We start from the raw sequence: 19,323 nt of genomic DNA, 5'->3' as shown, positions 1-19,323 counted from the left end.
TTAATCTTTCTTTCCTACAATTACTTCAATAAAATCGTCTGCGTTTAAATATTTATTCGCTAAATCTTTTAACTCTTCTGCGGTTATATCTTTCACACGTTGAATGTATTTCTCGTAATATTCGTACGTTAAGCCTGCGAAATGGATGTTCTTAAATTTATCAGCATGCGAAAACACATTTTCTAAGCTGCCTAGCAAGGAACCTAGCATGTAGTTTCGCACCAATTCCAACTCTTCTTCTGGAATTAATTCGGTTCTCAATAAATCAATCTCTTTATAAATTTCGTTAAGGGCATCGTTGCATACCTTTGCTCCTACTTCTGTAGCTATAAAAAGATATCCAGCATGATGCAAAGAAGAAATACCTGAACCAATGCCATAGGTATATCCTTTATCCTCACGAATATTTGCCATTAAACGCGAACCAAAATAGCCACCTAAAACGCAATTCAGGATTTGCAAACCCGGGAAATCTTCGTGTTGACGATTAATCGCCAATTTACCCAAACGAATAGCCGATTGCAGTGCCTCCGGACGTTCGATGTAAATATTTTTCTTAGTCGATTTCTCAAAACTAAAAACATTCTTAACCGCGTTACTTTTTTCCCAATTGTGGCCAAACTCTTGATTCAATAAGGCAAAACCTGAGGTATCGAATTTACCTGAAACCACAATGGTACAATTGTTTGGCGCATAAGCAGTTTTAAAATAGTCTATTAAATCACTTCGCTTTAAAGCATCGTAATGGTGAGCCTGAATATTCATACCGTATGCAGTATCGCCAAAAACAGCATGTGCAAATTCTTTACGCGAAAGAATGTCGTTCTTTTTTAAATTAACCTGCAGTTTTTGCTTTTGATTCTGCACATAAATATCCAATTCGGATTGCGGAAATTGGCTGTTCGAAATGACATCCTTTACAATGGGTAAAACCGATGCCAAATGCTTATTCAAAGTATAAAGCGTTACCGATGATTGGTCTTGCGCATACTCCGTCTGAAAAAAAGCACCATAAAAATCAATTTGTTCGGCAATTTCCTTTGCCGAGCGTTGTTCAGTGCCGTTGTTCAGCATCGAACTTACAGCAATTGCCTGTAAAGGTTTTTCGATGGAGAAACCCACGTTATCAAAAATAAATTCAATACGAACTAAATCTTGTTCTCCCGAATAAATCGAATACACCGGCACACCATTATCCAGGGTGCTTGCTTTGGGTTGAATAAAATTTATGGTAGATACCTGCTTAAAATCAGGCGCTTGTTGTCTGTTAAGCATGTTCTTCAGTTAAGTAATATAAAGTAGATGAATTTTCTTCGTTAAAAGTAAGGTTCGCTAATCGCTGAATGTCGTCTGCAGAAACTTTCAAAAACTCCTCAGTTTCCTTATTCAACAAATTGGCATCACCCAATAATTCGTAGTAGGCCAAATTCATGGCTTTGTCCAGCAAACCCATTTCAGAAAACACCAATACAGATTCTACCTTGTTTTTCAATTTGGTTAACTCCATTTCCGAAATTAACGCATTTTTCAATTTATCCAATTCTACCCAGATGGCTTTCTCAGCGGCTTCAATCGTTACCCCTTCCACTAATTTACCTTCAATGATCAACAACCCAGGATCTAAACTACTTGAAATATAAGCATTTATATCACTAAACAATTTTTGTTCTTTTAACAAGCTTATGTATAAACGCGACGATTGTCCACGCGATAAAACATCCGATAGTAAATCGTATCCGTAATAATCCGCATCCAAACGTCCAGGCATTTTAAAAGCCATGTAAATAGCATTTAAAGGTACATTTGCTTTCACTGTTTCTTTTCTCGCTTCCGTTTGAGGTTCTTCTTGCACCAAAGAACGCACATATTTATCACCTGCCGGAATCGAGCCAAACCATTTTTCAGCCAAACGTTTAACGTCTTCTGTTTTCACATCGCCACCCACAACCAAAATGGCATTTTGCGGATTGTAATGTTTCTTAAAAAAGGCTTTCACATCGGCCATGGTTGCCTCTTCAATGTGCGCCAATTCCTTGCCAATGGTTGCCCACCGATAGGCGTGTTTTTTATACGCCAAGGGGCGTAATTTCAACCAAACATCGCCATATGGCTGATTTAAGTAGCGTTGTTTAAACTCTTCGCACACCACATTTCGTTGGGTTTCCAAGCTCTTCTCAGAAAAAGCTAAGCTCAACATCCGGTCGCTTTCCAACCAAAAAGCAGTTTCAATGTTTTCTGCCGGAAGCGTGATGTAATAATTGGTAATATCGTTGCTGGTAAAGGCATTATTCTCGCCTCCTACACGCTGTAAAGGTTCATCATAAACTGGAATATTTACCGAACCACCAAACATTAAATGCTCAAATAAATGCGCGAAACCTGTTTTTTCAGGGTCTTCATCGCGGGCACCAACATCATATAAAATATTTAAAACAGCCATCGGACTCGTCGGGTCTTCATGAACCAACACCTTTAATCCGTTCGCTAATGTAAAACGATTGAAATCTACCATATCAAAAATTGAGTTGTAAAGATATATAAAAAACAACGTACCGTTCTCCTGTTTTTTTGTACGTTTTAAACCAAGCCATTCAGCTCTTTTGAATCGCTTAAACGCTATTTAATCCTAATCCTTGTTGTAAATAGTTAAAAAAACCTATTTTTGTTTCAATGAGCAAAAACAGCCTTTTATTGGTTGACCCGGGCTTCAGTAGCACCGATTCAATTCAGCACCATTTATTACTAAAGGTCACAAATGACAGTTTTTCATATGCCATTGTGGATAAGAGCAGCCATGAAATTCGTGTAATTTTTGATAAACAAGGATGCGAAAATGTGGCGCGCGACTTGCAAGAAGCCCGTGAACAGCACCCACACCTGCAATTAAACTTTGAAAAAGTAAAAGTTGCCGTACATACACCTAATTTCATCTTTGTACCAAACGATTTCATTCAAGTTGAATCACTAAACAGCTATCGGCAATATTTAAGCAATGCAAGTGAATTACATACTCAAAGCAATGATGCTTTAGGCTTTCAGACCGTTTTTGCTGTCGATAAGAGTATTCAACAAGCCCTTCCGGCAAACGCGCAATTTTTCCCACAGTCAGCAACTTTGCTGGCCTTGGCAAATGCAATTGGAAACGATGGCTTGTTAATCGACTTTACCTCGGCTTCTTTCAATGTATTGTATGTTAAAGGAGGTGTGGTAACTTTTCAAAACCATTATGAATCTGAAACGGCCGAGGAGTTCAACTACTTCTTACTGCTCATCATCGAACAATTAGCATTAACCGAATCCATTCCGGTTTACCTGCAAGGAATTGTAAACGAAGACGATGCGTACTACACCTGTCTACTCAAATATTTCAACCAATTGTATTTCTTTTTACCTGTTAACCATCAAGAAAGTGAATTACTGGCCGACATGCCTGCGCACTACTTCAGTGGTTTAGTAGCCCTAGATTTATGCGAATAATTGGAGGACGTTCAAAAGGCATTCGCTTACAACCACCAGCCAATTTACCGGTTAGACCTACTACCGACATGGCGAAAGAAGCATTGTTCAACATCTTAAACAATAAATTTGACATCGAAAACTGTCATGTGCTCGACTTATTTGCCGGAACAGGAAATTTAACCTTTGAATTTGCATCGCGCCAAGCAGAACAAATCCTGGCCATCGATATGGATTATGGTTGTATCAATTGGATAAAAAATACCGCCAAGCAACATCAATTTAATCAGATAGAAGTACGCAAGGGCGATGTGTTTAAACTGCTCAAACAACTATCAGGCACTTTCGATTTGATATTTGCCGATCCGCCCTACCACTTGCCACAAATACCGCAACTACCGGGCTTGGTAATGGCGCAAAACTTATTAAAACCAAATGGTATGTTGATTATTGAGCACCAAAGCAATATGAAACTTGATAATCAACCGGGTTTTATCGAAATACGAAAATACGGTAACTCGTCGTTTAGTTTTTTTGAAAAGGTTGAATTGCCATCGCCTCCATCCATTTAAAGAATAACCCGCATACAATCAACTATGAAAACAGCACTATTTCCCGGTTCATTTGATCCTATCACCATCGCTCACGTAAACATTTTACAAAGAGCCATCCCTCTATTCGATAAAATTGTTATTGGAATTGGCTTAAACAGTGCTAAACAAAATTTTTTAAGTGCCGAGCAACGCCTACAAATTCTGAATACCGTTTTTGCGGATTATAAAAACATTGAAATTCAAACCTACGAAGGCTTAACAGTAGATTTTTGCCGAAAAATAAATGCAACATACATGCTGCGTGGAATTCGTTCAGCTGCCGATTTCGAATACGAAAGGGCCATTGCTCAAATTAATCAAACCATGATGCCCGAGGTAGAAACCATTCTCCTTTTAAGCAAACCCGAATATTCTGCCGTAAGTTCGACCATTGTGCGCGACATTTTGCGCAACCACGGCGATGTAAGTCCATTTGTTCCAAAAGAAGCACTTGCTTTTTTATAATAGAAAATGAAAGGCAGCATACCTTGGCAATATGCAGCCCCGCCATTTGCTAAATGCCTCCGCGAAAAGCGTTCGGCATACCGCTGTCTGTCGGGTTTAGACACCACTCGTTCTGGTTCTTCGCTCCCCTTTCTAATTCAAACTTCCTAAAAAATAGTGGGGTATTGATTGGGTTTAGACTCCTGCATCATTTGATAAACCATTTCTACCACATCATCAACCGAAGGTTTACTGAAATAATCACCATCTGAACCAAAAGGCGAACGGTGCGCTTTTGCCGTAAGCGTTCTAGGCTGTGCATCTAAATAAAAATACCCTTTTTGAACCTCCAACACCTGTTGTAAAATATACGCAGAAGCACCTCCCGGAACATCTTCATCTACAATTAACAGTTTATTGGTTTTAGCCAAAGAAACCGCACAAGCATGCTCTTTATCAAAAGGTAACAAGGTTTGCGTATCAATAATCTCAACAGAAATACCAAAATTTGCCAATTCTTCCGCCGCTTCTTGAACCACGCGCAGCGTAGAACCGTAAGAAATAATGGTAAGATCCGTTCCTTGCTCCAAAACCTCTATTTTACCCAATGGAACGGTAAACTCTCCCACATTCGTAGGGAGCTTTTCTTTCAAACGGTAACCATTCAGGCATTCGATGACAACTGCCGGCTCATCCGCTCTGAAAAGCGTATTGTACATTCCTGCTGCCTGCGTCATGTTTCGCGGTACGCAAAGGTGCATCCCTCTTAAAGAACCTAATAACATAGATATAGGAGAACCTGAGTGCCAAATGCCTTCCAAGCGATGCCCACGGGTACGCACAATTACTGGTGCTTTTTGAATACCATCTGTACGATAGGCCAGCGTTGCCAAATCATCACTCAGTACATTTAAGGCAAAAATTAAATAATCCAAGTACTGAATTTCTGCTATTGGTTTCAAACCCCGCATGGCCAAACCAATCCCTTGCCCCATAATGGTCATTTCACGAATCCCCGTATCAGTAATACGCAGTTCGCCAAACTTGGCCTGTAAACCGGCAAACCCTTGATTTACATCGCCAATATTTCCTAAATCTTCCCCAAAGGCCACCAAACGTGGGTCGCGGGCAAAATTTTGATTAAAACAAGCGTTTAATATTTCTCGTCCATCGACCATTTTCGATAGCTCGTTGTAATTTGCTTCTACAACCGGAATATTATCTGGGCTTTCTGCCCCATTTGTATGCAGTTTACTGCTGTAGCGCTCCACATTCACTTCCGTTTGTGTGGTATACCAATTTACAAATGCAGCGCGTTCAGGTGAATGTTGTTGAACAGATAGACGCAAAGCTTTGCGTGCAAGTGAAAAAATTTCGCGGCGTTGGGCATCAGCCGTTGAGGCTAATTGGCTCGAAAGTTTAGCCAACTCAGGCTGTTGTTTGGCAAGACCATTAATAAAATCAACAACCTGTTTTTGTTCGCCTTTCATGCTATCCAAAAACTCGCTCCATGCCTCTTTCTGCATATTGCGTACGTATACCTTAGCTTCCTGTTCTAAAGCTTCAATTTCGGCCTCCGTACTTATTGCCGACTCAATCATCCACTCACGCATCTTTAAAATACAATCGTGTTCCGCTTCCCAAGCCAATCGTTCTTTCGATTTATAGCGTTCGTGTGAGCCTGAAGTAGAATGCCCTTGCGGTTGCGTAAGCTCTGTTACGTGAATCAACACAGGTACGTGTTCATCGCGACAAACCTGAATAGCGTTCTCGTATACTTCGCATAAAGCGGGATAATCCCAACCTTTTACTTTATAAATTTCGTATCCATCTCCGTTTTTATCGCGTTGAAAACCCTTTAAAATTTCGGAAATATCTTCTTTTGTGGTTTGATATTTTGCCGGCACCGAAATTCCATAATCGTCATCCCATATCGAAATGGCCATTGGAATTTGTAACACGCCAGCAGCATTAATGGCTTCGAAAAACACGCCTTCAGAGGTAGACGCATTGCCTATCGTACCAAAAGCTACTTCATTACCATTTACCGAAAAGTGTTTTAAATAATCGAGCTCAGCATTGTTGCGAAAAAGCTTAGATGCATACGCTAGCCCTACCAAACGAGCCATTTGTCCGCCAGTTGGCGAAATATCTGAAGAACAATTCTTTATCTCAGTTAAATTATTCCAACTGCCATCTTCATTTACCGATTTGGAAGCAAAATGACAGTTCATTTGACGCCCACCTGAAAAAGGATCTGCTCCTTCTGTTGGGTTGGCATATAGTTGTGCAAAAAATTCTTTAATTGTTGATATACCTGCAGCAAAGGCAAATGTTTGATCGCGGTAATAGCCCGAACGCCAATCGCCTTTTTTAAAGGCTTTGGCCATTGCCAATTGCGGAACCTCTTTTCCATCGCCAAAAATACCAAACTTAGCCTTCCCCGTTAATACTTCTCTACGGCCTAAAACACTGGCTTGTCTGCTTTCATAAGCAATCTTGTAGTCGTTTATAACAATTGCTTTAAAATCGTTAAAACTTAATTCAGAAGCATCAATAGAATTGGGACTTAGTTTTTCATTCTGCATCGTAATCAATAATTGGTTTTGGCAAATATAGACAAAATATAAAGCTTGCCTTACCCAATGTGGGAAAATTAAATATCGATGTGTAAAATAAAAATGGAATAGTTTTTGTTTAAAAGTACCAAATATTAAATTTGTTTAGTATTTTTATTAAAAAGACTTATAAGATGAAAAAGATTTTAATAGCTTTCGCTTTTGTATTAGGTTTAGGCGTTGCTGCCCATGCACAAACAGCCGGCCAAGCAGAATTTAAATTTGTAACGGAAACGCATGATTTTGGTAAAATTGTGGTAAACAAACCCGTTACATACGATTTTAAATACACCAATATTGGTGAACAACCTTTAATTATTACCAAAGCTGAAGCAAGTTGTGGTTGTACGCAACCTAAATACAGTACTACCCCGCTTAAAAAAGGTGAAAGTGCAGTTATTTCAGTAACATTTAACGCTGCTGGTGCTCCATCAACGTTTTCAAAAGCAGTGACCATTACTTCTAATGCTAAAACACCTATCAAAGTGCTTTACATTAAAGGCGAAACGGTTCCTGCTGCAAGTTCAAAGTAAATTTTTAATTCATAGAAAGAAAAGTCCCGATTTTCATCGGGACTTTTTTATTTTTGCAGCATGCCAAAAATTTCACAGAAAGGCGTTCAGATGCCTGCTTCGCCAATACGAAAATTAACTCCATTTGCTGATAAAGCTAAACGCGATGGAAAAAAAGTTTTTCACCTAAATATCGGTCAACCGGATATTGAAACTCCGGAAGGAATGTTAGACGCCATTAAAAACATCGATTTCGATGTGTGGGCCTATACACCATCTGAAGGAACACTTGCCTATCGCCAAAAGCTTACTGAATATTACAACAAACTAGGATACAACATTACACCCGAAAACATATTAGTTACTGTTGGAGGATCGGAAGCCATTACCATTGCCATGCAAACCTGCGTAAACGAGGGCGATGAAATTATCATTCCTGAACCATTCTACGCAAACTACAATGGTTTTGCTTGCATGAGCAATGTGGTTGTAAAACCTATTTTATCGTATATCGAAAATGGTTTTGCCTTACCTCCTATTGCTGAGTTCGAAAAACTTATCACAGATAAAACGAAAGCCATCATTATTTGTAATCCAAATAACCCAACAGGCTATTTATACTCGAGAGAAGAACTTGAAGCGTTAAAATCACTGTGCCTGAAATACGATTTATTCTTGTTTTCGGATGAAGCGTACCGCGAATTCTGCTATGATGGACGTGAATTTATCTCGCCAATGCATTTGGATGGTTTAGATGAAAACGTGGTTATCATGGATACCGTTTCGAAACGTTACAGTGCTTGTGGCGCTCGTTTAGGGTGTTTAATTACCAAAAACAAAGAAGTTATTTCATCGGGATTAAAATTTGCACAAGCCAGATTAAGTCCGGGTATGGTTGAACAAATTGCCGGTGCTGCTGCAGTAGACACCCCTGATAGCTATTTCGAAAAAGTAAATGTAGAATATACTTTGCGTAGAGATACTTTAGTAAAGCGCTTAAACGCTATTGAAGGTGTATTTTGTCCAAACCCAGGAGGTGCTTTTTATGTAGTTGCTAAATTCCCAATTGATGATGCCGATAAATTCTGCCAATGGATTTTAGAAGAATTTAGTCACGAAAACCAAACGGTGATGATGGCGCCTGCTACAGGTTTCTATTCGACAAAAGGCTCGGGTAAAAACGAAGTGCGTATGGCTTACGTGTTAAATACAGCTGATTTAAATGCTGCTATGGATTGCTTAGAAATTGCCTTGGCGCAATATCCTGGTAGAACACTATAAAAAATGTACTATCGGTTAATTGTAAATGCTTGGCATTAAATTTGGCTCGTTTACAATTAACCGACCACATTTAATTAATTTTAATATATTTGTGGTTCGATTGGAAAATTGATATTTCAATTTCTAATCAACAAAAACTGGGGCTGTTCTTGGATTTGACAGGGTGGCGAAGGTTATGTTAGCATGCAGTGCGTTGTACGGAGAGCACTTAAAGTGAACGTTCACATTTTAATTGGCGAAAATACTTACGCCTTAGCTGCCTAGTTTAGAACTACGTAAGCTTTTGTCTCTCTAGTTGCTGCCTTGTTGGGCTAGAATATGAGGCATCGAAACAACGAAGCTGGGTTTAAAAGGATACGGTTTAAACTGAGATAAAGTATCTAAGGTTTTGAATTAGGTCGGTTTTCAGCCCGTTCATCTCCCGAAAATTAATTGAAAAATAAGCATGTAGAAGGTATAATTTATCTCACAACTGGACAAGGGTTCGACTCCCTTCAGCTCCACTTGATTTAGTATCAAAGATCACCAAAAAACATTAAAAGCCTGCAAATCAACAATTTGCAGGCTTTTGTTTTTTAGTATTTAGTGGCTTTTTTGACCAAATAACGCATATGCGAGGTGAGTCAAGCGGTGAGTCGGACTTTTGAATTTTCCGACTCACCGCTTTAGGGGTTAAAAACCTGTTAATCAACTAGTTTACCTCGCGCACATCTTGACTTTTTTTGACTGCAATCTTAACTTTATTTCACCTTTTAAGATTACTTTTATGAAAAGAAATTTCAGTTTACTTTTCTTTCTGAAGAAAGGAAAAACAGATCAGCCGGGAACTTCCTCCATCTACTTGAGGATTACAATTGAAAAAAAACGCGTCGATCTTGCCACAGGCAAGCAATGTAACGATTCGAATTGGCTCGATGGAAAATTAACAGGAAATTCCAGTCAAGCAAAAATTATCAACCTCTATCTAAGACAGTTAGAATCAAAAGTTCATGAAGCCCACAGGAACCTAATTATGTTAGGAGAAGACGTGACTGCTAAACGCCTTGCAGACGATTTCTTGGGAAAAGAAAAAAAAGCAAGAAAACTCACCGAAGTATTCGAATCACACAACAAAGAAATGGCTGAACTTGTAGGTATTGAATTCGCACCGATGACCCTTTTGCGGTACCAAACAGCACTAAGACATTTACGGCAATTTCTACGAGAAAAATATAAAATTCAGGACATCGACATCAGAAAAATTGATCACCTGTTTATAGCAGACTATGAATTCTTCCTTCGGACAACTCGGAAATGTAATAATAACTCCGCTGTAAAATACATTAAAAACCTAAAGAAAGTAATTAAACGCTGTCTTGCCAATGGATGGCTCACGCGAGATCCTTTCGCCAATTTCAAAGCCAAAATTAAATTAATTGAACGTCCCTGCCTCTCGGAAGAAGAAGTTAACTCTTTGGAGACCAAAGAATTTAATAACGAACGATTAAACAGGGTGCGGGACATATTCTTATTCAGCTGCTACAGCGGACTTGCCTACATTGACATCTACCAATTGAAAAGATCTGAAATAATCGATAAAAATGGGGGCGAGAAGTGGATCAGCATCAACAGGCAAAAAACCGGCACACCAACCCGTGTACCCTTGCTGCCTAAAGCAATAGCATTACTCATAAAATATGAAAACCATCCGCAATGCATCAATCAGAACAAAGCATTTCCAGTCAGCACCAATCAAAAGATGAACGCCTACCTGAAGGAAATCGCAGACATATGCGGTATAAGAATACCTCTTTCCTACCATATCGCCCGCCATACTTTTGCTACTACAATCACCCTACAGAATGGAGTACCCATTGAAACCGTCAGTAAAATGCTCGGGCATAAGGACATCAGAACAACCCAGCACTACGCCAAAACTCTGGATGTAAAAGTAAGTAGAGATATGGCAATATTGAAAGACAAACTATCGTCTGACAAACCAAAGCCTAAAAACACTATTTATAGTTATACAATCACTAAGTAGAAAAATGAGCGAAATAGCTAAAAGAGTCAATTTCCTTGTAGATAAACCTTAAATACGCAATACAGAGCAGAAAACACATTCTGCTCTGTAACTTTAAAATGAATATCAACACAATCAGTTGATAGAAATATAATTACTATTTTTGTTGCGCCTATATGATTAAGATACTTGCCTGCTATGAATGTAATGATATGATTATTATTGAGCTCTCTATTTCTGAAGAGCAAAGTAATCACTGGTTGCACTACGATAGTTTAACTGAAGAATTTACTCGCTTATGTCTTCGTCATAACGATTTCACAAATGAAGTTTCAGAATATTACTTTGAACAAGGTTTTCTCAAATTACGAGACAATACTGCTGTTTATATAGAAAAATTCAATTTCCAACAACATACTCTAAATAAGGTTTCTATTGGAAAAAAGACCTTAGGGATAGTTGAAATCTATACAGGAAAAGAAATTCAAACCATTTAGAGATTATTAAAATCCTTTTTTGTCGCCCAGGAAACTTTACTACCTAATTTTGGGTGATATGAAGGTGTATAGATGATATAGCCTAAATTAACTAAGCTCTTTATACTCTTATGGTAAGTACTGATTGATGATATTTTACTAATTTTCATCAACCTACTTCGAGAAACTAAAAAGAAAGTTTCAGATTCAGATTGGAGATAGAAAATAAGCAAAGCACAAATAAGTGCAATATCTGTACAGGTTATTCGATTATCCAAAATAATTGCATCTGTCATCCCGTTCAACTTTTTGTTATTTATTATTTTTTTCATTTATTAAACTCCTTTCCATTTTCGAAATATTCAGTTTGTCCGTTTAACAGACTATCCACAATCTTAACATCATAATAATACACATTCCCGATTTTTGAATATGGAAGTGTACCATTTATCCTTAAATTCTGAAGGGTTCCTTGCGATATTGCCAGTATTTGTCGCACTTCTTTTCCTTTTAGATACCTCTTTTTTACAGGTTCCTCAATTTTTACAATCCGCTTAATTTCTTCCAACAATTCGTTTCCGAAAATCATTAGATCTTCCTTAGTTAATATTTCAATACCCATAACTTAAAAATTAAAGCATAACAATACAGGGGACCGAAGTCCCCTATAACCACACATCAATATGTGCTTTAAAACTATCTCGTACGTGACTTTTTTTCTGCTGATACCATTGCCGGCTCATTCACCAGCTCTGGCTCTTTAGTCAGATCTTTTTTTTCGATCGTATCGTATCTATCCATAGCTTTGCTATAAACCTGAACCAAATCACGATCAAAAAAATCTAATGTTTTGAACTGTGGATTAGCCGACACAAAGCCACTCGTTTCCTTTCCGTTTTTCATAAAAGAAACTTCATGCAGATTCCCTCTTTCCAAACTTTTGAGCAATTGATCTTTAACCCCCAATTTGTCTAAATCAAGAATTTTAAATTTCTCGACCGTTTCTTTTAAACTGAAACCATACTGTTCACCGTAACTATTCAAAGCATAACCCTTTTCAGGAGTATGATCTTTAAAATCAAGCTTTAGCCAGAGATTTGTCTTTTCTCCACTTTTTAGCATCACATCTTTATTTACGGCTCGACCAGATAGCAAATTATAACTTTCTTTTGCCGTTACGCCTTTCCCTTTATTAATGTAAAAGGTTTGTGAAACTAAATCCGATGCACCAGCTTTTTTAAGCGTAGCCTCATAACTGTTAAAAAAATACATGTCAGTTTCTTTACTTTTTGAAAAATTGAGCTGATAGGATACCTTATCACCAAACCCTGATTCATACCTTTTTGCAGGATCTGGCATCTCCTTAGTAGCACTTTGTAGATGAAATCCTTCAGCTCCACTTGCAATTGATTGTTTTAGATTTTCATTAAGTGACTCTCCAAATCCCAAATACTTCAGCGTGTTCTGAAGATAATCTAGATTATTCTCATTCATAACTATAAAAATTAATGATTAATATTTAATTGATTCATATGTATTTACCCCTTGTGCCTACCGGGAAATCCCAGATCTGCCATAACTTCTCGAGTATTCGTTTTTATTTGATACTGAAGTTGGGTCCTCATTATCCATCTTAGTTTTGGACTGGGAATCGGCCGCCGACTTGAGCGCTCTTTGGTAATTTTCATTACGTTCATCCTTCTGCGGAAAGAATCCTCGATTCCCAGCCATTGCTTTCAACCCGGTAAAAAGCATATAAGATATTCCTCCATCCATTACAAGCGAAACAACAAGTGCCAACCTATTAGATCGGATGCCTTCGGGAGCGGTACTGCTCAACTGGAAAGTGGTGCCATCCGGCATTTCGATCTGTCTTCCGTTTCCATAGCGTTGCTTTTGATATGGGGTAAGTGGCATTCCATTGACCATTTCTGGAACACGCAGTTTTGAAGTATCGGTCACTATAAATTCCCTAGTGTCCCAATCATACTCAACCATCAGCTTTTTATACCTCCCATCTTGATTGGTTTCTTTGATCAGATTAGCCTTGATACCCATTAATAAATCATCTGCTTCCTTAGCAGAAATAATCTCTGGTACTTGGGATTTTTTGTATACCGGATGTACCAGCAATTCAGTCTTTCCTTCTGCATTTTTAGTGAGTGAGAGCTTTACGTTCATCTCCTGAACCGCAATACCGCCTTGGGTAATATTTTTAAGATTAACCAGTCCGGTACGCATTCCGGAAATTAAAGCATCAATATCTTTTTTTGGAAGAGTGAGCTCCCCGTTTTTAAACAATCCCAGTTCGCCGAGGTCTTCCAATGGAAGATCTCGCGCATTCAAATTCGAAGTCTGCATATTGGTGAAGATTAAAGTTCAATAATTAATTTATGGTCTGAAAAACGCCAGAAGAAGTTATTCATTAAGAAGATACCAACGCAAATCTTTGCCAGTTCTTGAGATGACAGCAAGCAAGAAATAGAGCGGATCTATAGCGATTCCTTTTTTTAAAACGGTTAAATGAAGGTGCTCCCCTGTTGTTCTGCCAGTTGCCCCACTTAATCCAACAGGATATTCCGTAAATAGCCTTTGTCCCGTTACACAATAAATTTTGGATAGATGTGCATAGTAAACAATATAATTCCCATGTCTTACTGCTACAAAGTTTCCCAGTATCGCGGTAAAACCTATTTTGATCACTTCTCCTGGTAAAATGGAACAGACTATTTCATTGCTGGCTTTGATATCTATCCCTTTGTGAAAGGATTTCCTCTCCCCTGTAACGGGATGAATCCTAAAACCAAATCCTGAATTTAGTTTAAAGCGTTTTAATGGAAAATGAGCGTAAAATTTACAGTTTGACAGCGTATCTTGACTGATATTAGACAAGGCGTTCAAATTACATAAAAGCACTGACCAAAGACTCAATATCGCTATTAATTTGCAAGAAATTCCGCCTAAGGACCTCTTCTTTCTTGTCTGCAAAATCATAATAAACGGGAAGTTCAACATATTGTTTTTCCTCCTTTTCTAATTCTTTTAGGTTGAGATTTACTCTACAATTAATCGCTGAAGTTTGATACTGTCCAGTAAATTTCGAATTGGTATCAGTTGCAATCACTCCAACAATTTCCCCGGCACCCAGTGAAGCGATTTTACCTGCTGGAATCAATACTTCCAATTTTTCGCTAATTGATTTGGAAACCTTACTGCGATCTATGGAGATGCTCTCACCAATTTGTTTAGACTTACCAAATATCCGTTCAAGCCAGTCCAAGGTTTCTTTGTTGCGCACAGCTCCTGAAAGTACACTTCCTACAACCGATGTTATGGTTGTTGCGGTATCCTTTCCATATTGCTGTTTAAACTGTGGCAACTCTTGTAATCCCATTAACACTGCAACTTTATTTGATCTTGCCGTTGCTATTAAATTTTCGATTCTGTGTACAAAAAGGGTTGGTACTTCGTCCAATATCAATGCTGAAGGAATATTTCCTTTACTGTTAATTAACCTCGTTAGCCGGTTTAAAACAACCGAATAACATCCTGAATTAATGTTCTGAGTATTGGGATCATTGGCCAAAACTAAAATTCCCGGAGTCAATGGATCTGAAATTTTTAAATTAAAATCATCTCCCGAAAAAACCCAATAGGTTTCTTTTGTTGCCATTCGACTAATGAAAATCTTGAGTGTACCAATTTGACCCTCTAACTGATCAAATGCCTTGGCCATAAAGGCCGAACGAAACGGTGAGAGTAAAGAAACTAATTCTGGTTCGGTAAAAAGAACAGTAAAAATCTCCTGATAGGATCTATTTAAAAAAGACATCACGTGGGGAAGAGTTGAAAATACGCCCTTGTCATATTTACTCATAAAATAGATACAGGAAGCCAGAAAGTTCACGGCAGACTGCGTAAAAAAAGCATCGCTACCACTAGCTTTATCTCCTTTCTTTAGTGCCTCTACTAAGGCTTCAGCCGTTTCTGATGCATCAGCAAGCGTCCTAATGTAATCCGCTCTAAAAGGATTGATTCGTCTACTTTTTTCTACTTGATTGAGGTTGATAACGTGAAAACTGAAATCATTTAACTTCCCCTCTCCTTTGTTCTTCCGATAGTGATGATAGGCTATTTTGCCGAGATCGGGAAATTTAAAATCGTAAATTACACATGCAAAACTTTTAGAAATTAACTGTTTGATAAATGGGTTCACAATAGAGAAGGATTTTCCAGAACCAGGAGTTCCGATTACCATTGTCCCTCTAAATGGATTGACTAAATTTATCCATCCTTTTCTCACCTGCTTCTTATGATAGAAAAGCATTGGAATGTTAACCGAGTATGCATTCTCAATCTTCGATTCCGATTGCAAAAAACTTTCGGCTTCAACATTCCATTTATCCTTTCCTAATCCTGAACGAATGATTTTTGACGCGTTATCCATAGATAAGCTAATCAAAATAGCACCCAACAATGATAATAGAATATAAGCTAAATTAGCAAGTGTAGTATACGAAAAAACCACTGGAGATTTCAGACCATAAAAATAAGTACTCCCGAAATAGCACCATAAACCGATACACAATGGGTATATGATTTTAGTTTTTGGATCTAAATCCAGTTGCTTTTTGGATAAAGTACCAATGCTCACCAAACCTATCAGTAGCAAAACAAACAGTTTACTGTATAAAAGCTTCCTGTAAATAATCAACGATTTAATTTTCAGCAAACCAATATTAAAAATACCCCAAAATGGATCTCCTAAGTAAACAAAAACCGATATTTCAACGGCAATCAAGAAATAAATCAAGCATTGGAGAAAACCATGGAGTTTCTGTATTTCCTTTGTTTCTTCCATGGCTCCTTTGTTATTGATTGATTTTTTTAGCTTTCAGAATATCGGAATAACGAATCCCAAAATCTATTGAGCGTCCGGACAACTGTTTTTCAGATAGCTCTACTTTTAAAAGTTTATGATCTGGAAAGGTGAGTCTACGCAGTACAAATACGTTTCGGTAGCTTTTATCAAAGGTTTTAATATCCCGCAAACTGGAAATAGGGACCACTTCCAAAGATTGAACGGTAGTTGCTTTATGTTGCTTCTGATCTTCAATGCGAAACCTCAAACCATCAATTTGGTATGGAATATTACTTGTATTTTGAAAACCTATATCCACTAACAAGAATTCTCCAACACTCAGAATACCATTAAGTGAAGCTCGAATTCCGTTCTTCCTTTCTTTAGTTACAGAAGTTAAAGGGTAATTTTTTACCATTTCATTTGAAATGCTGTCTATCTCTCTACTGGAAATCACTGAACTTTTCTGTTGAACCAAATTCATATCCGACAGTGGAATAGTTATCAATGAGCTGAAAGCTGTATCAGACCGCTCATCGTAAACAAGAGTATATTGCTTAATTCTTTTCTCGCCTAGAATCGTCAACACACCCAAAAATGGGTCTTTAATTTTTACGGAGTCAGGAATTTTGATGCGTAAAAGGTTTTCATCGGGCAAATCGCCCACAAGTCCATTTGGGATATCCACATATTTAATCTTCTCGGGCGCGAGAAAATGTAAATTAAGCGACCGTTTAATAAAGATTTTTGGGATCTCAACGGAGCCTCCAAAAATATTACCCGAAGATTGGGCAAAGAGCGCTCCTGCTATAATCACCAGCAACGCAGATAAAATAATATTTTTCATGTCTTGTTATTTTTGATTCTGTAAATCGCTTGGATCGACCAGAAATACTTGATTGTTGTATTTTAGTTTGGCTCTATTTTTCCGAACCATATTAGCTAAAGCGGAAGATGATGATTGAAAAAGACGATCAACGGTGCTCATCACAAATTCATTTTGATTTTGAGCGCTCCCCATAGTATTGAATCCTTGCACAGGACTTGCTCCTAATCCCTTAGAAAATTCTCTAAAAGCAGAAGCAGGAACATACAAGCCGGATAAACCATCCATATCGTAAACCAATAAATGAATTGAAAGAATTTTTCCGGCACAAAGTACAGAACTAATTTCTAACTGAACTCTTTGTTCAGTAAAACCGCTAATTTTCGCATACAAATACGTTCCTTTTGGTAAAAGGGACTTCCCTGCATAAACATCTTCTAGTAACCTAAGCCGAATTCTTGAACCAGAATATCCAGTAACCTCCTCATCAATTATCGCTGTAATCATCTGCCGATTTTCAATCACTTTAATCGTATTAAATTCATTTGATACTGCAGATAATTTGGCTACTTTCAGTGCTTTCCCATTAGTGAGCATTATTTGCTCCCTTGTACTTTTTTCCTTTTGCTGGGCAATATAGTCTGGGTCATTGACCTTATTCATGCTATCCACGTAAGCCATTTGTTTTTTAAAAAGATCCATTGGATCGACTTCTTTTGTTGCGCTAACCGCTGTAGGTCTCTCTCTACTCCTAGCCTCTGCCAAACTAGCCAATGCCTGCGCCACTGCTCTATCCTCTGGTCTATTTATACTATTTTCTGATTTAGCGGTAGCAAACGACTTGGTTCCTATTTGTCTTGACCTAAAGGCTTGTTGCTTAATGGATTCTTCGATGGAATCTAGCTTTTGTTTTTCTCGTTCCGAATACGAACTTATCAAAGTCGCCTGTGGCAATTGATCCGGTTCTACCGTTTTGATTGCCGAATAGCCATCAGCCTCCTTATAACTATTTTTATATGCTTCCAGTTTATCAGAAAGGCCTTTCTCTCTAACCTGATCCGATATCTCAGCAAGGCTTCCGTTCATATCTTTTTCCTGTTGAACCACCTGTTTTTTTGATCCGCTTTGCTGGTATACATAAAACAACAGACACACAAAAGGCAGAATGATTATCGGAATAATATACCGTGGTTTTTTAAAGTCTATTTTCATAACATTCGAATTAATTGAGTCCCCGAAGTTCCTCTAGTTTAGCCTCTAGAAAAACAGTATCAGCATTGTTCAACGTTGTTTTTGCTAATACAGAGTCCACTTGTTTTCTGATTTTGAGTGTTTTTCTAAGTTTGATTCCCGCACTACTAATTCGCATGAGTCCATCGCTAATCACCTCTGATTCCTCTCTGTTTCCTTGAGTAGCTTTGAGCTGAAGGTTAGTTACTTTCTTCTTTTCTTTAAAAATTAAGCCATCGAAAGAAAACAACACTGAAAAAACAATCAGCAGAATCATCAGAATAAATACATGCTTTGGATGTGCCTTTAAAAAACGAATTGTTTTTCTTCGCGCAAGCGTAAGATAAGGTCTAAATTCATGATAGAGTTCGGTGGGAATGGTCCTATCAGGTGCTCTGTTAGATTGGATTTTTCTGAACATTTTCGATATCTTTATTTTCAAGGGTCTTCCAAGAAAGAATTAACACTCCATATAAATTATTATCGCTTTTAGGAATATCACGCAGATAACCTTCAGTAATGAGCGAGCGGGTAACGATTGAGCTTCTTCGTTCAATACGCTGTTTCCCATAGTATCGGAAATAATTTCGCTTTGCATCTACAAAAATTGAATCGGTTTGTAAAGTCAATACAGAACTGCTAGAAAGAATAGAACTGAAATACCCCTTTTCCTTTAAATTCAAATACTGCTGCATACCAGACTCATCAATGAGGTACATGGCCTTCTTCATCTGGTAATCGATATACCGATCATCCGGAGTTAAGGAAAAGAAAAGAGAATGAAAAAGCTCTATATGACCCCGGTAAATAGCAGGCTGAATCAGTTGTTCATTAGTTTGCCTGGCAAGCATGGGCACATTGTTTTCAAAAATGTAAATGCTCTTTCTAGCGAGTTCAATTTGTTTAAAAGCAAAAAAGGAAGTAGCCACACAAATTAAAATGGCACAAATAAGACTTCCTATAGAAACAACCGTTGCTAGCCTAATCTTGCTTTCAATATTTTTGACAATCATAACGTTTGCTT

General features: G+C 37.9%; 19 protein-coding genes and 1 other RNA gene. 8 read left to right on the top strand and 12 right to left on the bottom strand.

Annotation, left to right across the window (positions count from 1 at the left end; translation table 11 throughout):
* Nucleotides 1-1,275, bottom strand: coding sequence for a M16 family metallopeptidase (locus ACJVDK_RS03230; RefSeq protein ID WP_443938853.1), 1,275 nt, complete (start codon nt 1,273-1,275; stop codon nt 1-3).
* Nucleotides 1,268-2,512 (bottom strand): M16 family metallopeptidase, encoded by a 1,245-nt coding sequence (locus tag ACJVDK_RS03225; RefSeq protein ID WP_443938852.1) that lies wholly within the window; start codon nt 2,510-2,512, stop codon nt 1,268-1,270. The genes ACJVDK_RS03230 and ACJVDK_RS03225 overlap by 8 nt, the downstream gene beginning before the upstream one ends.
* Before the next feature lie 158 nt (nt 2,513-2,670).
* Here ACJVDK_RS03225 and ACJVDK_RS03220 point away from each other — a divergent pair, with 158 nt between their 5' ends.
* The 3 genes from ACJVDK_RS03220 to coaD are packed head-to-tail and all read left to right on the top strand — an operon-like array spanning nt 2,671 to nt 4,514.
* Nucleotides 2,671-3,477 carry a DUF3822 family protein gene (locus tag ACJVDK_RS03220; protein ID WP_443938851.1) on the top strand — a complete coding sequence of 269 codons (807 nt, stop codon included), beginning with the start codon at nt 2,671-2,673 and terminating at the stop codon, nt 3,475-3,477.
* A complete protein-coding gene (gene rsmD, locus ACJVDK_RS03215; RefSeq protein WP_443938850.1) occupies nt 3,468-4,028 on the top strand; it encodes a 16S rRNA (guanine(966)-N(2))-methyltransferase RsmD in 561 nt (186 codons plus the stop codon). Before ACJVDK_RS03220 ends, rsmD begins: the two co-directional genes overlap by 10 nt.
* 24 nt (nt 4,029-4,052) lie before the next feature.
* Nucleotides 4,053-4,514: a pantetheine-phosphate adenylyltransferase gene (gene coaD, locus ACJVDK_RS03210; RefSeq protein WP_443938849.1), complete on the top strand. Its 462-nt coding sequence runs from the start codon at nt 4,053-4,055 to the stop codon at nt 4,512-4,514.
* A 146-nt stretch (nt 4,515-4,660) separates the two neighbouring features.
* Here the strand turns inward: coaD and ACJVDK_RS03205 are convergent, their stop codons facing one another.
* The gene (locus ACJVDK_RS03205) at nt 4,661-7,081 is read right to left on the bottom strand and encodes an alpha-ketoacid dehydrogenase subunit alpha/beta (RefSeq protein WP_443938848.1); all 2,421 of its coding nucleotides are present in this window, start codon (nt 7,079-7,081) and stop codon (nt 4,661-4,663) included.
* 164 nt (nt 7,082-7,245) lie between these two features.
* Here ACJVDK_RS03205 and ACJVDK_RS03200 point away from each other — a divergent pair, with 164 nt between their 5' ends.
* From ACJVDK_RS03200 to ACJVDK_RS03180, 5 genes are all read left to right on the top strand, one after another.
* The gene (locus tag ACJVDK_RS03200; protein ID WP_443938847.1) at nt 7,246-7,644 is read left to right on the top strand and encodes a DUF1573 domain-containing protein; all 399 of its coding nucleotides are present in this window, start codon (nt 7,246-7,248) and stop codon (nt 7,642-7,644) included.
* Between the two features lie 60 nt (nt 7,645-7,704).
* Nucleotides 7,705-8,904: a pyridoxal phosphate-dependent aminotransferase gene (locus ACJVDK_RS03195; protein ID WP_443938846.1), complete on the top strand. Its 1,200-nt coding sequence runs from the start codon at nt 7,705-7,707 to the stop codon at nt 8,902-8,904.
* Nucleotides 8,905-9,043: 139 nt separating this feature from the next.
* Nucleotides 9,044-9,410: a transfer-messenger RNA gene (ssrA, locus tag ACJVDK_RS03190) on the top strand.
* 260 nt (nt 9,411-9,670) lie between these two features.
* The gene (locus tag ACJVDK_RS03185) at nt 9,671-10,927 is read left to right on the top strand and encodes a site-specific integrase (protein WP_443938845.1); all 1,257 of its coding nucleotides are present in this window, start codon (nt 9,671-9,673) and stop codon (nt 10,925-10,927) included.
* Between the two features lie 155 nt (nt 10,928-11,082).
* Nucleotides 11,083-11,403 (top strand): hypothetical protein, encoded by a 321-nt coding sequence (locus ACJVDK_RS03180; protein ID WP_443938844.1) that lies wholly within the window; start codon nt 11,083-11,085, stop codon nt 11,401-11,403.
* Between the two features lie 307 nt (nt 11,404-11,710).
* On the opposite strand, the gene ACJVDK_RS03175 is transcribed toward ACJVDK_RS03180, so the two are convergent.
* The 9 genes from ACJVDK_RS03175 to traK form a co-directional block, all read right to left on the bottom strand.
* A complete protein-coding gene (locus ACJVDK_RS03175; protein ID WP_443938843.1) occupies nt 11,711-12,004 on the bottom strand; it encodes a helix-turn-helix domain-containing protein in 294 nt (97 codons plus the stop codon).
* Nucleotides 12,005-12,078: 74 nt separating this feature from the next.
* Nucleotides 12,079-12,876 (bottom strand): hypothetical protein, encoded by a 798-nt coding sequence (locus ACJVDK_RS03170; RefSeq protein ID WP_443938842.1) that lies wholly within the window; start codon nt 12,874-12,876, stop codon nt 12,079-12,081.
* 57 nt (nt 12,877-12,933) lie between these two features.
* On the bottom strand, nt 12,934-13,743 hold the full coding sequence (locus ACJVDK_RS03165) for a DUF4099 domain-containing protein (RefSeq protein WP_443938841.1): 810 nt from the start codon (nt 13,741-13,743) through the stop codon (nt 12,934-12,936).
* Nucleotides 13,744-13,800: 57 nt separating this feature from the next.
* Nucleotides 13,801-14,274, bottom strand: coding sequence for a M23 family metallopeptidase (locus ACJVDK_RS03160; RefSeq protein WP_443938840.1), 474 nt, complete (start codon nt 14,272-14,274; stop codon nt 13,801-13,803).
* Nucleotides 14,275-14,284: 10 nt separating this feature from the next.
* Entirely contained in the window at nt 14,285-16,243 is a 1,959-nt protein-coding gene (locus ACJVDK_RS03155; protein ID WP_443938839.1) for a type IV secretory system conjugative DNA transfer family protein, read from the bottom strand.
* Nucleotides 16,244-16,253: 10 nt separating this feature from the next.
* A complete protein-coding gene (locus tag ACJVDK_RS03150) occupies nt 16,254-17,090 on the bottom strand; it encodes a DUF4138 domain-containing protein (RefSeq protein ID WP_443938838.1) in 837 nt (278 codons plus the stop codon).
* 6 nt (nt 17,091-17,096) lie between these two features.
* The gene (traM, locus tag ACJVDK_RS03145) at nt 17,097-18,281 is read right to left on the bottom strand and encodes a conjugative transposon protein TraM (RefSeq protein WP_443938837.1); all 1,185 of its coding nucleotides are present in this window, start codon (nt 18,279-18,281) and stop codon (nt 17,097-17,099) included.
* Nucleotides 18,282-18,291: 10 nt separating this feature from the next.
* Complete coding sequence (locus tag ACJVDK_RS03140) at nt 18,292-18,720, bottom strand: hypothetical protein (protein WP_443938836.1); 429 nt, start codon at nt 18,718-18,720, stop codon at nt 18,292-18,294.
* Nucleotides 18,698-19,312 (bottom strand): conjugative transposon protein TraK, encoded by a 615-nt coding sequence (gene traK, locus ACJVDK_RS03135; RefSeq protein WP_443938835.1) that lies wholly within the window; start codon nt 19,310-19,312, stop codon nt 18,698-18,700. The genes ACJVDK_RS03140 and traK overlap by 23 nt, the downstream gene beginning before the upstream one ends.
* Nucleotides 19,313-19,323: the final 11 nt, after the last annotated feature.

Source organism: Pedobacter paludisoli (assembly GCF_052344095.1).
Classification (GTDB): domain Bacteria; phylum Bacteroidota; class Bacteroidia; order Sphingobacteriales; family Sphingobacteriaceae; genus Pedobacter.
This window is presented reverse-complemented; position numbering and strand designations above follow the sequence as displayed.

Excerpts from the sequence above, each read along its gene's own strand:
- ACJVDK_RS03200 (WP_443938847.1), top strand. The coding sequence starts at position 7,246 with ATGAAAAAGATTTTAATAGCTTTCGCTTTTGTATTAGGTTTAGGCGTT.
- ACJVDK_RS03155 (WP_443938839.1), bottom strand. The coding sequence starts at position 16,243 with ATGGAAGAAACAAAGGAAATACAGAAACTCCATGGTTTTCTCCAATGC.
- traK (WP_443938835.1), bottom strand. The coding sequence starts at position 19,312 with ATGATTGTCAAAAATATTGAAAGCAAGATTAGGCTAGCAACGGTTGTT.
- ACJVDK_RS03220 (WP_443938851.1), top strand. The coding sequence starts at position 2,671 with ATGAGCAAAAACAGCCTTTTATTGGTTGACCCGGGCTTCAGTAGCACC.
- ACJVDK_RS03170 (WP_443938842.1), bottom strand. The coding sequence starts at position 12,876 with ATGAATGAGAATAATCTAGATTATCTTCAGAACACGCTGAAGTATTTG.
- ACJVDK_RS03205 (WP_443938848.1), bottom strand. The coding sequence starts at position 7,081 with ATGCAGAATGAAAAACTAAGTCCCAATTCTATTGATGCTTCTGAATTA.
- ACJVDK_RS03140 (WP_443938836.1), bottom strand. The coding sequence starts at position 18,720 with ATGTTCAGAAAAATCCAATCTAACAGAGCACCTGATAGGACCATTCCC.
- ACJVDK_RS03225 (WP_443938852.1), bottom strand. The coding sequence starts at position 2,512 with ATGGTAGATTTCAATCGTTTTACATTAGCGAACGGATTAAAGGTGTTG.
- ACJVDK_RS03195 (WP_443938846.1), top strand. The coding sequence starts at position 7,705 with ATGCCAAAAATTTCACAGAAAGGCGTTCAGATGCCTGCTTCGCCAATA.
- ACJVDK_RS03185 (WP_443938845.1), top strand. The coding sequence starts at position 9,671 with ATGAAAAGAAATTTCAGTTTACTTTTCTTTCTGAAGAAAGGAAAAACA.
- ACJVDK_RS03180 (WP_443938844.1), top strand. The coding sequence starts at position 11,083 with ATGATTAAGATACTTGCCTGCTATGAATGTAATGATATGATTATTATT.
- ACJVDK_RS03150 (WP_443938838.1), bottom strand. The coding sequence starts at position 17,090 with ATGAAAAATATTATTTTATCTGCGTTGCTGGTGATTATAGCAGGAGCG.
- ACJVDK_RS03165 (WP_443938841.1), bottom strand. The coding sequence starts at position 13,743 with ATGCAGACTTCGAATTTGAATGCGCGAGATCTTCCATTGGAAGACCTC.
- ACJVDK_RS03230 (WP_443938853.1), bottom strand. The coding sequence starts at position 1,275 with ATGCTTAACAGACAACAAGCGCCTGATTTTAAGCAGGTATCTACCATA.
- coaD (WP_443938849.1), top strand. The coding sequence starts at position 4,053 with ATGAAAACAGCACTATTTCCCGGTTCATTTGATCCTATCACCATCGCT.
- traM (WP_443938837.1), bottom strand. The coding sequence starts at position 18,281 with ATGAAAATAGACTTTAAAAAACCACGGTATATTATTCCGATAATCATT.
- rsmD (WP_443938850.1), top strand. The coding sequence starts at position 3,468 with ATGCGAATAATTGGAGGACGTTCAAAAGGCATTCGCTTACAACCACCA.
- ACJVDK_RS03175 (WP_443938843.1), bottom strand. The coding sequence starts at position 12,004 with ATGGGTATTGAAATATTAACTAAGGAAGATCTAATGATTTTCGGAAAC.